Source organism: Flagellimonas sp. (assembly GCF_965233845.1).
GTDB lineage: Bacteria > Bacteroidota > Bacteroidia > Flavobacteriales > Flavobacteriaceae > Flagellimonas.
Genome location: NZ_OZ247584.1, coordinates 3525352 through 3538282, shown reverse-complemented (window position 1 = coordinate 3538282; position 12931 = coordinate 3525352). Strand labels below are relative to the sequence as shown.

Annotated in this window: 14 protein-coding genes; 5 read left to right on the top strand and 9 right to left on the bottom strand. The window is 43.0% G+C overall.

Annotated features, from left to right (window positions below; genetic code table 11):
• Positions 1-90: 90 nt before the first annotated feature.
• From truB to ACO6S0_RS15695, 4 genes are read right to left on the bottom strand one after another with little or no spacing between them, the layout of a single operon-like run.
• Complete coding sequence (gene truB, locus ACO6S0_RS15710) at positions 91-789, bottom strand: tRNA pseudouridine(55) synthase TruB (protein ID WP_422349263.1); 699 nt, start codon at positions 787-789, stop codon at positions 91-93.
• A 46-nt stretch (positions 790-835) separates the two neighbouring features.
• Positions 836-1630, bottom strand: a complete 795-nt coding sequence (locus tag ACO6S0_RS15705) for an undecaprenyl-diphosphate phosphatase (protein ID WP_422349262.1) — start codon at positions 1628-1630, stop codon at positions 836-838.
• A 1-nt stretch (position 1631) separates the two neighbouring features.
• Complete coding sequence (locus ACO6S0_RS15700; protein WP_422349261.1) at positions 1632-1895, bottom strand: DUF3098 domain-containing protein; 264 nt, start codon at positions 1893-1895, stop codon at positions 1632-1634.
• Positions 1896-1904: 9 nt separating this feature from the next.
• Entirely contained in the window at positions 1905-2783 is an 879-nt protein-coding gene (locus ACO6S0_RS15695; RefSeq protein WP_422349260.1) for a cell division protein FtsX, read from the bottom strand.
• Between the two features lie 88 nt (positions 2784-2871).
• On the opposite strand from ACO6S0_RS15695, the gene ACO6S0_RS15690 reads away from it, so the two are divergent.
• The 3 genes from ACO6S0_RS15690 (at position 2872) to ACO6S0_RS15680 (ending at position 6858) form a co-directional block, all read left to right on the top strand.
• Positions 2872-5757 (top strand): leucine--tRNA ligase, encoded by a 2886-nt coding sequence (locus ACO6S0_RS15690; RefSeq protein WP_422349259.1) that lies wholly within the window; start codon positions 2872-2874, stop codon positions 5755-5757.
• A 36-nt stretch (positions 5758-5793) separates the two neighbouring features.
• Positions 5794-6048: a SemiSWEET family sugar transporter gene (locus ACO6S0_RS15685; RefSeq protein WP_422349258.1), complete on the top strand. Its 255-nt coding sequence runs from the start codon at positions 5794-5796 to the stop codon at positions 6046-6048.
• 108 nt (positions 6049-6156) lie between these two features.
• Entirely contained in the window at positions 6157-6858 is a 702-nt protein-coding gene (locus ACO6S0_RS15680; RefSeq protein WP_420401066.1) for a zinc metallopeptidase, read from the top strand.
• A 69-nt stretch (positions 6859-6927) separates the two neighbouring features.
• Here ACO6S0_RS15680 and ACO6S0_RS15675 read toward each other — a convergent pair whose 3' ends face one another.
• The 5 genes from ACO6S0_RS15675 to ACO6S0_RS15655 form a co-directional block, all read right to left on the bottom strand.
• Positions 6928-7446 (bottom strand): ferritin, encoded by a 519-nt coding sequence (locus tag ACO6S0_RS15675; protein ID WP_422349257.1) that lies wholly within the window; start codon positions 7444-7446, stop codon positions 6928-6930.
• 125 nt (positions 7447-7571) lie between these two features.
• A complete protein-coding gene (locus ACO6S0_RS15670) occupies positions 7572-7940 on the bottom strand; it encodes a hypothetical protein (protein WP_422349256.1) in 369 nt (122 codons plus the stop codon).
• Positions 7941-7958: 18 nt separating this feature from the next.
• Positions 7959-8879, bottom strand: coding sequence for a lipid A-modifier LpxR family protein (locus ACO6S0_RS15665; protein WP_422349255.1), 921 nt, complete (start codon positions 8877-8879; stop codon positions 7959-7961).
• A gap of 7 nt (positions 8880-8886) precedes the next feature.
• Positions 8887-9357 carry an Lrp/AsnC ligand binding domain-containing protein gene (locus ACO6S0_RS15660; RefSeq protein WP_138837573.1) on the bottom strand — a complete coding sequence of 157 codons (471 nt, stop codon included), beginning with the start codon at positions 9355-9357 and terminating at the stop codon, positions 8887-8889.
• A 47-nt stretch (positions 9358-9404) separates the two neighbouring features.
• Entirely contained in the window at positions 9405-10778 is a 1374-nt protein-coding gene (locus ACO6S0_RS15655; protein WP_422349254.1) for a saccharopine dehydrogenase family protein, read from the bottom strand.
• A gap of 79 nt (positions 10779-10857) precedes the next feature.
• On the opposite strand from ACO6S0_RS15655, the gene ACO6S0_RS15650 reads away from it, so the two are divergent.
• On the top strand, positions 10858-11241 hold the full coding sequence (locus ACO6S0_RS15650) for a DUF423 domain-containing protein (protein ID WP_422349253.1): 384 nt from the start codon (positions 10858-10860) through the stop codon (positions 11239-11241).
• A gap of 72 nt (positions 11242-11313) precedes the next feature.
• Positions 11314-12930, top strand: coding sequence for a phosphoenolpyruvate carboxykinase (ATP) (gene pckA / locus ACO6S0_RS15645; protein ID WP_422349252.1), 1617 nt, complete (start codon positions 11314-11316; stop codon positions 12928-12930).
• The last annotated feature ends 1 nt before the right edge of the window (position 12931 follow it).

The window sequence follows — 12931 nt, the reverse complement described above, 5'->3', positions numbered from 1 at the left end:
TGTTCAGATTCATGGTCTTATTATAACCGCTTTTTTTCAAAATTATTTTACACCAAAGGTTGTGGAAACTACTGGAACCGGGAAAGAAATTTATCCTTCCAGTCCAAGGTTCGCCTTGAAAACCATTGGTGTGACGGAATTATCTACGTTAAAATCACCTATTTTGGTTCTTCTCAATGCGGAGAGATAGGCCCCAGCCTGCACGGATTTACCATAATCATGGGCAATGGATCGGATATAGGTGCCCTTGCTACAAACAATTCGGAAGTCCACATGAGGCATGTCGATTTTGGTTATTTCAAAGGTGCGAATTTCAACTTTTCGGGATTTAATTTCGACTTCCTTTCCTTCCCTAGCAAATTCATAAAGCCGTTTCCCATCCTTTTTTAAGGCGGAGAACACAGGGGGTACTTGGTCAATTTCTCCAAGAAAGCCGGTTGCGGCATCATAAAGCAGCCCATCGGTAATGTGATCTATGGGAAAGGTTTGGTTTACTTCAGTTTCCATATCATAGGAAGGGGTGGTGGCACCCAAAGTAAATGTGCCTGTATATTCTTTGATCTGTCCCTGGAGCTCAGGAATTTTTTTGGTGAACTTTCCAGTGCAGATAATCAATAGGCCTGTTGCCAAAGGATCCAAGGTTCCGGCGTGACCAATCTTTATTTTTTTTAAACCGAATTTCTTCCGAATGGCCCACTTTAAGGCATTCACCGCTTGGAACGAACTCCACTCCAATGGCTTGTCAATGAGCAATATTTGCCCGTTTAAGAAATCTTCTTTGGTTTTCAATTCCCTGTAATTTTTTGGGACTAAGGTAAGCATCGTTATGGAAAGGCTAACCCCAAATGCTCCAAGCAATGGCAATAAGACCTATGATCAAACAATAAATGGCAAAATAGGTAAGCTTACTTTGCCGCACCAATTTGAGCATCCAGGTACAGGCGGCCAAACCAGCTATAAACGCAGCAATGAAACCTGCTCCCATGGCAATGGCTTGGTCCCCCGCAAAATCTATCTCACCACTTAGAATGTCTTTAGCCATTTTCCCCAAGATTAAGGGTACAACCATCAAGAAAGAAAATCGAGCTGACTTGGACTTGTCCACACCCAAAAGAACGGCTGCGGAGATGGTGGCCCCACTTCTAGAAATACCTGGTAAAATGGCAACGGCCTGGGCCATGCCAATCACGAAGGCACTACGGTAAGACACGCCTTTGTCGGTGGTCTTGGCCAAATCGGCCAAATATAAAAGGATGGCGGTAATCAATAACATGATGCCCACAATGATGATGGCACCATCAAAAAAGACCTCCAGAAAGTCTTCCAGAAAAAAGCCCACAAGTGCTGCAGGAATCATGGAAATGATAATTTTTAGGGAAAATTGGGTTTCCTCATTCCATTTGAATTGAAAAAGGCCCCGAATAATTTCCCATACATCTTTCCGAAAAACTACGATGGTACTCAATGCGGTGGCAAAATGGAGCACCACGGTAAACAACAAGCTTTCTTCCGGTAGTGATTCCGCACCTAAAATGGCTTTGCCCAATTCTAAATGTCCACTTGAAGATACAGGTAAAAACTCGGTAAGTCCTTGAATAATGCCAAGGATAATCGCATCGATTAACTCCAAACTATTTTCTGTTTTTGTCAGGGTTCAACAAAATGGCATAGACTTGTATCCCAAGACCTATGAGCACCAAAGTGGGTGCCAAGCGTATTCTTCTAAAGCTGTAGATATCAGGATTGAACACATTGGGATCGTCACTACCGCCACCACTCATCAAAATAAACCCCAAAGCTATAAAGGCCAATCCTATAAAAAGGAACACATAGTTTTTCTTTTGGAAGATAAATGGCTTGTTCGCGTTTGTTGCTTTCTTATTTTTCTTACTCATATGGTAAAGTTAATAATAAAGATCGTCCGTTCTCAGATTTAAGAACCTTTGGGTGGCAATATGGGTGCTGCCCCAAGAAATGATAACCCCGAGACCAAAGACACCTCCAAATAAAAGGACCAGCACCAGCACATCCTGGAAAATATTCAACTCCGGAAAATTTGTGTTCACATAATATAGCACCACTCCCAAGGCAATCAGTGCCAAGGTGGCTCCCAACATCCCCAATCTAATGTTTTGCCAGATAAAGGGTTTTCTAATAAACTTTTTTGTGGCCCCAACCATTTGCATAGTTTTAATGATAAATCGTTTGGAGTAAATGGAAAGCCGGATGGAGCTGTTGATCAATAAGACCGCTATAGCGGTAAACACAGCACTGGCCACCAAAATCCAAATACTGATTTTACGGGCATTATCGTTTAGCAATGAAATAAGTGGTTTGTCATAGCTCACCTCTTCCACATAGGTTTTGGTATTGATGTCCGATGCGATTTCCTCTATCTGGGTGGGAGAAACAAAATCTGCTTTAAGGTTGACATCTATCGAATTTTTTAGTGGATTATATCCCAAAAATTCCACAAAATTCTCCCCAATATCCTCGCTATACTGTTCTGCGGCATCTTCTTTGGAAACATAATGGGCGGATTTTGTATAGTCTGCCAAGGCCAAACTTTTTTGCAACTGCTCAATTTCCACAGCTTTGGCATTATCCTTTAAGAATACGGAAATGGTGATCTGTTCCTTAAAATGATCCCCCAGTTTTTTGGTGTTCAAGACCAGTAGTCCTAAAACCCCTACTAAAAATAGCACCAAGGCAATGCTCAAAACCACTGAAAAGTATGAGGAAATTAGCCTTCTGCGCTGATATCGTTCAATATATTGGCTCATATGGGAAAATCAGTATGTAAAAATAGAAAAGTAAATCGTAATTAGGGGATTAAAGCTATTTTTGCAATTCGAAAATGACGCGAAGACCATGGATTACAATTTCAGGGAGATAGAAGCCAAATGGCAAAAATACTGGGCCGAGAACCAAACGTTTAAGGCCTCCAACAATTCCGACAAGCCCAAATACTATGTTTTGGATATGTTTCCTTATCCATCTGGGGCGGGATTGCATGTTGGGCACCCTCTTGGGTATATTGCCAGTGACATCTATGCCCGCTACAAAAGGCACAATGGGTTTAATGTACTACATCCCATGGGTTACGACTCCTTTGGCCTTCCCGCCGAACAATACGCCATACAAACTGGTCAGCATCCCGCCATAACCACAGAGGCCAACATCAAAAGATACCGAGAGCAGTTGGACCAACTTGGATTTTCGTTTGATTGGAGTAGGGAAGTGCGAACATCCGACCCTAAATACTATAAATGGACCCAGTGGGTTTTTATCCAGTTGTTTAATTCTTGGTACAACAAAACATCCGATAAGGCTGAAGATATTTCCACTTTGATTTCCATCTTTGAGAAAGAAGGAAACACCAAAGTCCAGGCGGTTTGTGATGATGATGTGCAAGATTTTGAATCACAGGATTGGATTGGATTTTCGGATAGGACCAAGCAGAAGATACTTTTACAGTATAGATTGACGTATTTGGCGGATACCGAGGTGAACTGGTGCCCCGCATTGGGTACGGTTTTGGCCAATGATGAGATTGTGAATGGGGTTTCGGAACGGGGAGGACACCCGGTGATTCGTAAAAAAATGACCCAATGGAGCATGCGGATCACCGCTTATGCCCAACGTTTGTTGGATGGATTGGACACCATTGATTGGCCCCAACCGCTAAAAGATTCGCAGACCAATTGGATCGGCCGTTCCGAAGGAGCTTCCGTTACCTTTAATGTCATTCCTAATGAAAATGTCACTTCGAGTGCAGTCGAGAAGTCTTTTGCAATTGAAGTATTTACCACACGCCCAGACACCATATTTGGAACCAGTTTTATGACCTTGGCTCCGGAGCATGAACTGGTAGCTAAGATTACCACAGCAGTACAAAAAGCAGAAGTGGAGGCCTACGTGGAAGCCACGGCAAAACGTTCAGAAAGAGACCGGATGGCCGATGTAAAATCCATTTCCGGGGTATTTACCGGGGCTTATGCAGAGCATCCGTTTACCAAAGAACCCATTCCGATCTGGATTGGGGATTACGTATTGGCCAGCTATGGAACCGGAGCTGTTATGGCCGTTCCTTGTGGGGATCAACGGGATTACGATTTTGCCAAACATTTTGATATTCCCATTCCCAATATTTTTGATGGAGTGGATATTTCCGAAGAGGCTTTTGCCGATAAGGCCAATACCATTATTGGCAACTCTGACTTCTTAAACGGGCTGAATTTTAAGGAAGCCACTAGAAAGGTCATTGACGAATTGGAAAAAATTGGACAGGGAGAGGGTAAAATAAACTACCGCCTTAGGGATGCCGTGTTTAGCAGACAACGCTATTGGGGAGAACCTTTTCCGGTCTATTATGTGGACGGAATGCCCCAGATGATTGCTGATGAGTACCTGCCCTTGGAACTTCCAGAAGTGGAAAAGTACCTGCCCACAGAAACAGGGGAACCACCTTTGGGCAATGCTACGCATTGGGCGTGGGATACGAAGAATAATAAAGTCGTTTCCAATGACCTTGTCACCCTGAGCGCAGTCGAAGGGTCAGACAAGGAGAATGAGATGCTGAAACCAGTTCAGCATGACGACATCTATCCACTGGAATTGAACACCATGCCGGGTTGGGCAGGGAGTTCCCAGTATTTTAACCGCTACATGGATCCACAAAACAATGAGGCTATCTATTCAAAGGAAGCCATTGGATATTGGCAGGATGTGGATCTGTATATAGGAGGGAGTGAGCATGCTACGGGTCACCTGTTGTATTCCCGTTTTTGGCAGCAGTTCTTGTTTGACAAAGGGATTGCCCCCAAAAAGGAATATGCCAAAAAACTGATCAACCAGGGGATGATTACGGGAACGAGTGCCTTTGTTTACAAGGATATGGATTCCAACACACTTTATTCCAAAGGATTGACCAATGGAAAAAATGTGATTCCAATCCATGCGGATGTTACCTTGGTGAATGCTTCAGATGAACTGGATATTGAAGCTTTCAAAAAATGGCAACCCGATTATCAAGACGCGGAGTTTATCTTGGAAGATGGGAAGTACATTGTGGGCCGGGAGATTGAAAAAATGTCCAAATCCAAATACAATGTGGTCAACCCAGATAACATCTGCGAAGAATACGGAGCAGACTCGCTACGACTTTATGAAATGTTCTTGGGCCCCTTGGAACAATCCAAACCCTGGAACACCGCTGGAATAACTGGAGTACATTCGTTCCTAAAAAAGCTCTGGAAGTTGTATTTATCCATTGAAGATGGTGCGGAACCAACCGCTGACAATCTCAAAACCCTGCACAAGACCATCAAAAAGGTAGAAGAAGATATAGAGAACTTCTCTTTCAACACTTCGGTGTCCACTTTTATGATTTGTGTGAATGAGTTGACTGCACAAAAGTGTAAAAGCAAGGCCATATTGGAGCCTTTGGCTATTTTGGTATCACCCTATGCGCCTCATATTGCAGAGGAGCTATGGGAAAAATTGGGACATCAAGAATCCATTTCAACAGCTGCATTCCCCAAATTTGATGAAAAGCATTTGGTGGAAAACAGCAAGGAATATCCCATTTCCTTTAATGGCAAGATGAGATTTAAGCTGGAACTGCCGTTGGATATGGGTAAGGATGAAATAGAGGCAGTGGTCATGGCCCATGAAAAAACCCAGGCCCAATTGAATGGACGGGAGCCCAAGAAGGTAATTGTTGTGCCGGGCAAGATTGTAAATATTGTGGGTTAACCGTAGTGTTCATAACCCATATCCTAATAACCAATAATGGATACCATTGAAATTATTGGGTTGGTCGCCGCCAGCCTAACCACCAGTGCCTTTGTGCCACAGGTATATAAGACCTGGAAAACCAAATCTACTAGAGACATTTCCTTTACCATGTATGGAGCGTTCCTTGTTGGAACTATACTGTGGCTGTACTATGGTATTCGCCATGAAAGCCTGGCCATTATTTTGGCCAATGCCATTACCGGTATTTTAGTGGTGTGTATGCTGCTTCTTAAACTGCGACACAAATAGCCTCCTTTTTTATCCTGCGTACATTTTGTCAGTAAATTGACAGCTTTCCAGATTGGCTGGATTTTTGCTTTAGAGTTGATATCTTTATAAGACTAAAAACAGGAAACTATGATGACATACTATATATTAATCGGTGGAATAGCTTTGATCAGTTGGATTGTAAGCAGCCGATTAAAAAGCAAGTTTAAGCAATACTCCAAAGTGCATCTTCGAAATGGAATGAGTGGGGCGGAGATAGCACAAAAGATGTTGGATGATCACGGCATCCGCGATGTGAAGGTTATTTCCACAGCAGGGATGTTGACGGATCACTATAATCCTAAAAACAAGACCGTTAACCTTAGTGAAGGTGTGTATAGCCAAAGAAACGCTGCGGCTGCAGCTGTGGCAGCACATGAAGTGGGCCATGCGGTGCAACATGCCCAGGCGTACGAATGGTTGACCATGAGATCCAAACTGGTTCCCGTGGTGAGTGTTACCTCAGGAATGTCCACATGGATTGTGTTTGGTGGTATAGCCCTTATGGCGGCTACTGGCGCAGCAGGTGGAATAGGATTTTATATTGCGGTGGCGGGCTTGGTGATGATGGGAATGGCCACCATTTTCAGTTTTATCACCCTTCCAGTGGAATATGATGCCAGCAACAGGGCTTTGGCCTGGTTGAAGCAAAAGAATATGGTGAGCCAACAGGAATATGCTGGGGCCGAGGACGCTTTGAAATGGGCGGCAAGAACTTATTTGGTAGCGGCTTTGGGTGCCTTGGCTTCCCTCGTGTACTGGGCTTTTCAGGTTTTTGGTGGAAGGGACTAACCTTGCATAAAAGCATAAAATAAAAAACGGAGCCATTTGGCTCCGTTTCCTTTTTGGTAAATTATTTAGTTAATTGATCCAATTCCCAACATGATCATCAATAACTTGTAATCCCACACCTTCGGTGCCGGTCACTGCGATCATATCCAGAATATCACGGATCGTGTTTTCTTCTTCCACCTGTTCCATGACAAACCAGTCCAAAAATCTTTCGGTAGTGAGGTCACCTAGTTCTCTGGCTTTCATCACAATATTGTGAATGGATTTGGTCACGGCAATCTCATGATCTAATGTGTGCTCAAAAACATCCACAATAGAGGAGTAATCGTGATTGATATTGGTCACCTCAGGAGAATAAGGACTTCCACCTACATCAATCAAAAAATTGAATATTTTCATCATGTGCTCGCGTTCTTCCTCGGCCTGTTTGAAAAAGAACTTGGCACTGGTAAAAAAACCATTTTGTTCACACCAAGAAGCCATGGCCAAATAGGTGGCCGAGGCATGTGCTTCCATCTTAATTTGGCTGTTGAGCATATCCATGGATTCTACCTTTATGCTCATTGCTTGTCTAGCTATATCTTTCATCTTAATGGATTTATCGTCAATAATTCATTATCCTACTATAAAAGTATGGAAATTAAACTAGCTAATGGGCCAAGTCCTTTATTTATAAGGAGTTTTAGATTGAATAAAAATAAGCGACTCAAAGTCTATACGGAGAGGGCTTCCGATTTGGCGGATACACCAAGCAAAACAAATCCTTGGTCAACAAGTGATTTTAGATCCAATACCTCCAGGGTATTGAGAATAAAGAGGTGTTCTTTGTTGCAGAGTTGCAAAAGTTCAAAACCGTGTTTGTTCAGGTCACTGTCAAAGTGGTTTTCAATGGGGATGGACAGTACTTTATGTCGAAGAGCCAATAGTTGACAAAAGGACATCTTTACAGTCTTCTGCACAAAATCAACATAAAAGCAGCGCTCGCTTTCAGATTGGTACAAGGTATAATATGTGGATTGGTACACTACCCTCATGGAAGAGCAAAAGTAATCTTTATTTAGATTGAATACAAATACTTTCATGTGAAGGGCAGTTTCCTCTCACCAACTGCGGCTATAGGCCAGCACAATATAGGCATGGGATTTGGAGCTGGGAGTTTCCGCTGTATTATATCGAATCCCAAATCGGTAATCATGCATATCAAAACGATGGTTAAAATCAAACCCGATACGGAAGAGGCTGTCCTTTGGAACACCCAATACAGGCGAGTTGTCACCAAACAAATTACCTTCTATCAGGCCATTGTAAAATACCTGCCTGTACATGAATCTTAGGGCAAAGTAGATTTCCCTGGCATTACTGCCCAAGCGGTTAAATGCAATGCTCTCGCCCATCGGATTTCGCCTGCCAAAGTGAAAAATGGCCTCACTACTGGCATAAACATCCCGAGATCCAACGGCTAATTTTGGTTGTGCGGCCAACCTGATACCAAAAGGGTTGGGAGCAAGTTCCCATTCCTTGGTATAGGTGGCATATAGATTGGTGTGAAAACTATTCCGCAGTTCCTCCACCCAAATGGGCGAATCCGAAATGGCAATGGCCCTGTGGTACCAGCGTTGCAATCCTCCCGCTCCAGAATCAGGCCCCACAAAACCAAAAAGGGACTCCACTTCAAATAACTGATTTAGGTTGCCTAGCGACCAGTTGGTCCAAATCCCCGTAAATCCTGCATAAGGCCTATCGAATACGTTTGTATTGGTACTTTGGGTTTGCGACGGCGTATACACCTCCTGTCCTAGTTTGAAACCAAGTTGTTCATCCCCGCCAAAAATCCCTTTTGATAACAACTTTCGATACGATATAAACAGCCCGGAAGAGTAGTAGCGATCTGTCAATGCCAGGAAGTCATTATCATGCTGTACCTGAATTTGGTGTGAATATATCTTGGGATCATAACTGCGCTGGGCATATGAAAAGAACATGGAGAGTCCCAATAAAAAAGCAAACAAAAATTGTTTCATGAATGACCTAAATGGAAATCTGTCTGTCGATTTGCTGGTGGAGTGAAATAAAAGTTTCTGTTCGGGACACTCCTTCAATTTGTTGGATTTTTTTATTGAGTACAGTCATCAAATGCTCATTATCCTTACACAAAACTTTAATGAGGATGGACCAATTTCCAGTAGTATAATGGCATTCCAGTACTTCAGGGATTTTTTCCAGCTCTTTTACAGCTTGCGGATTGGACATGGCTTTATCCAGGAAAATTCCGATGTAGGCCATGGTAGTGTATCCCAATACCTTAGGATTAATAACGAATTTGGAACCCGACAAAAGTCCCGAACTTTCCAGTTTGCGAAGACGCTGGTGAATTGCTGCCCCGGAAATGCCAATACTTCTTGCAATTTCCAAAATGGGTTTGCGTGCATCCTCCATCAAAAACCTTAGGATTTTTTTATCTATACCGTCAATCTTAACGGATTTGTTTGTGTTTCTCATCAAAAGCTTCTTATTTGAAACTAAAGATACCTAAAAACAACAAATGCCTAATTTCCTATGGAATCTGGATTATACCCTAAATACGGTACTTGGTATTCGTTAAAATGAATGCCATAGGATTTGAGTTCTTCCAGTATGGGACGATACACTTCCTTGGCAATAGGAATTTGAACCCCAGGAGTGACAATTTTTTTGTTTAGTATTTGCAGTGCTGCCATGGCAACGGGCAAGCCCACCGTCTTGGCCATAGCAGTGAAGGTCTGATTCTCGCCAAGCACTACCATATTAGCATCCAGTTGCTTCTTTTTACCGTCCAACTCGTATCCAAATTTGTGATACATCACGATCATGTCCTTTTCGTTTGGATTTAAGGTCCAGCTATCTTCCAAAATATACTGCAGCATTTGGGCCGGAGTGGCATTTTTTAAAGGGATTTTCTTGGAATCATCAAACAGATTGAGTTCCAGTAATTTTCCCCATCGGATATCATCTTGGTCTATTTTTAGATAGTGACGCAGCTTCAGTTCCACCGAATCTGTGGGCGAATAAGGAAGGAACAAATTCACGAATTCACGGTAAGACATCCCTTCGGAATTCTCAACCACATAAGTGTCGTCCGTCATGCCCAGCATCACAAAAATGTGCCATGCCTTGGAGAAGCCAACGCGCCTCATGGTACCTCTAAAAAGTGTCAAGGCATCTTGTAAGCCATAGGCCTCCCGATATTTGAGGGAATCTCTATTAGGGTACACCTCAAAATCACCATAACCCTCAATTTCAACCAACTCTGTTCTCCTAAAAATTTTCTGATAGGGGATGTACTTGTAGGATCCCTCTTGAATGAATTTAGCTGCACCGCCTTGGGCCGCCACCACCACATTACGTGGATTCCAGGTGAACTTATAGCTCCAAAGGTTGGAGTCATTTTCCGGAGCAACCAGACCTCCGGTAAAAGATTCGAACAACAGCATTTTTCCACCCTTGTCCCTAATACGGTCTATCACCTCCATGGCACTCATATGGTCAATGCCGGGGTCCAATCCTATTTCGTTCATGAAGACCAGTCCATTTTTCTTGGCTTCGGCATCCAGAGCCTCAATTTCCTTGCTGACATAGGAAGCAGTAACCAAATGCTTTTTGTAAAGGATACAATCCTGGGCAATTTTGATGTGCATGCTAGGCGGAAGCATGGAAATCACCAAAGAAGAGACTTCAATGGCTTTTTTTCTGGCATCATCATTAAGGATATCCAGTTGGATGACATCGCAATTGGGATGGGATGCAATATCTGCTGGGATATTTTCTGGACGTAGATCACCTATAATCAACCTAAGTTGCTCTTCTGTTGATTTTTTAAGAAGGTAATCTAACAAATATGAGGTTGATTTGCCGGCTCCAACGACCAAAATAGTTCGGACCATACGATTTGGTTACTTTTGATTAAAACGGCTACTAAGGTATCAAATTGTTATATTTCTAAAAAAACATAGTTATAAAGTTATGAACAGAACAATATTGTTGGGTGCAATTGTAATGGGTTTATTGGCCATCGTATTGGGTGCTTTTGGTGCCCATGGGCTGGAAAAATTGGTGCCAGCGGATGCGGTGGATAGTTTTGAGACCGGGGTGCGTTATCAAATGTACCACGCCCTTTTGCTTCTTTTCTTGGGGACATGGAATGCCTTGAATCTTAAAAAGCTAAAAATGGTTTTCAGGCTGGTTATTATCGGGGTCATTCTCTTTTCAGGCTCCATCTATTTATTGTCCATTAATAGTTTGGTGGCTTTTGACTTCAAAACCATTGCGCTATTGACCCCACTAGGAGGCACTGTTCTCATATTTGCCTGGAGCTTTCTAGGGTATTGCATTTTAGCTAAAAAATAAGGGAATTAATCACAAAATTGGTTTGGTAGCAGTTAGATTTTTCTAGCTTTGTACCAATTTTAAAACATCAAAATGGATACCTATACACCAGTTACGAAATCGATTTCGTTAAAGCAGTATGGAATAGCGCACAACAATGTGCATTATCAGTTGTCACCCAAGGAGTTACATGGGTTGACGATAGAAAAGGAAATGGGAAAGGAAGCCTCTACCGGGGCCTTGGCGGTCAATACTGGGGAGTTTACCGGAAGGTCACCTATGGACCGATTTATCGTTAAAGACAACATTACCGAGGAAAAAATCTGGTGGGGAAACATCAACATCCCATTTGAACCGGAGAAATTTGACAAATTGTATGACAAGGTCATTAATTATCTGAACGAAAAGGAACTCTTTGTTCGGGATTGTTATGCCTGCGCGGAGGATGACTACAAGCTCAACATTCGGGTAATAAACGAGTATCCTTGGTCCAACATGTTTGCGTACAATATGTTTATTAGACCAACCGCTGAGGAACTGGAATCCTTTGACCCTGAATGGACCGTGGTAAACGCGCCGGGCTTTATGGCAGATGCCGAAATTGATGGAACAAGGCAGCATAATTTTGCCATTCTCAATTTCTCAAGAAAAATCGCCCTTATTGGCGGAACCGGATACACTGGAGAGATCAAAAAGGGAATTTTTTCTGCATTGAACTTCATTTTACCGGTCTTTAAAAACACCTTGCCAATGCATTGCTCTGCCAATGTTGGGGAAGATGGGGACACTGCTTTGTTCTTTGGCTTGTCCGGGACTGGCAAGACTACGCTTTCTACAGATCCCAACCGTAAACTGATCGGAGATGACGAGCATGGTTGGACGGCCCAGAATACAGTATTCAATTTTGAGGGCGGATGTTATGCCAAGGTGATTGATCTTTCTGCGGAAAAGGAGCCGGAAATATACGGTGCAATAAAACAAGGTGCTATTTTGGAAAACGTGATTTTGGATGATCAAGGAGTTGTTGATTTTGCAGACACTTCCATTACACAGAACACAAGGGTAAGCTACCCTATTTATCATATTGAAAATATCCAGCAACCTTCCATCGGGAAGAATGTGAAGAACATTTTCTTTTTAACAGCCGATGCTTTTGGGGTTTTGCCTCCCATTTCAAAATTAACTCCCGCCCAGGCGGCATACCACTTTATTTCAGGATATACGGCAAAAGTAGCCGGAACCGAAGCTGGGGTGGTTGAACCACAGCCTTCATTCTCTGCCTGTTTTGGAGCTCCTTTTATGCCGTTGCACCCTGCAGTTTATGCGGAAATGTTGAGCAAAAAAATGCAGGAATCAGGAGTGGACGTTTGGCTTATCAATACTGGATGGACCGGAGGTCCTTACGGGGTGGGCAAACGAATGGAGCTGAAATATACCCGAGCCATGATCAGTGCTGCCTTAAGTGGTGAGCTGGGGCTCTATAGCTATGACAAGTATCACATCCACTCGGTTTTTGGTGTTGCACAACCGCGGGAATGCCCTGGGGTGCCTACCAGCGTGTTGAGTCCTCGGGCCACATGGAACAATGATGAGGCTTATTATAAAACAGCCTTTAAGCTGACCAATGCTTTTAGGGAAAACTTTAAAAAGTTTGAGGCCTATGCCAGCGAAGAAATAAGGCGAGGCGGCCCACAGCGATATACCTTCTAAA

What these genes read in the sequence shown, in the direction of transcription:
- ACO6S0_RS15700 (WP_422349261.1), bottom strand. Translation starts at nt 1,895, where the DNA reads ATGAGTAAGAAAAATAAGAAAGCAACAAACGCGAACAAGCCATTTATC.
- ACO6S0_RS15695 (WP_422349260.1), bottom strand. Translation starts at nt 2,783, where the DNA reads ATGAGCCAATATATTGAACGATATCAGCGCAGAAGGCTAATTTCCTCA.
- ACO6S0_RS15690 (WP_422349259.1), top strand. Translation starts at nt 2,872, where the DNA reads ATGGATTACAATTTCAGGGAGATAGAAGCCAAATGGCAAAAATACTGG.
- ACO6S0_RS15685 (WP_422349258.1), top strand. Translation starts at nt 5,794, where the DNA reads ATGGATACCATTGAAATTATTGGGTTGGTCGCCGCCAGCCTAACCACC.
- ACO6S0_RS15680 (WP_420401066.1), top strand. Translation starts at nt 6,157, where the DNA reads ATGATGACATACTATATATTAATCGGTGGAATAGCTTTGATCAGTTGG.
- ACO6S0_RS15675 (WP_422349257.1), bottom strand. Translation starts at nt 7,446, where the DNA reads ATGAAAGATATAGCTAGACAAGCAATGAGCATAAAGGTAGAATCCATG.
- ACO6S0_RS15670 (WP_422349256.1), bottom strand. Translation starts at nt 7,940, where the DNA reads ATGAAAGTATTTGTATTCAATCTAAATAAAGATTACTTTTGCTCTTCC.
- ACO6S0_RS15665 (WP_422349255.1), bottom strand. Translation starts at nt 8,879, where the DNA reads ATGAAACAATTTTTGTTTGCTTTTTTATTGGGACTCTCCATGTTCTTT.
- ACO6S0_RS15660 (WP_138837573.1), bottom strand. Translation starts at nt 9,357, where the DNA reads ATGAGAAACACAAACAAATCCGTTAAGATTGACGGTATAGATAAAAAA.
- ACO6S0_RS15655 (WP_422349254.1), bottom strand. Translation starts at nt 10,778, where the DNA reads ATGGTCCGAACTATTTTGGTCGTTGGAGCCGGCAAATCAACCTCATAT.
- ACO6S0_RS15650 (WP_422349253.1), top strand. Translation starts at nt 10,858, where the DNA reads ATGAACAGAACAATATTGTTGGGTGCAATTGTAATGGGTTTATTGGCC.
- pckA (WP_422349252.1), top strand. Translation starts at nt 11,314, where the DNA reads ATGGATACCTATACACCAGTTACGAAATCGATTTCGTTAAAGCAGTAT.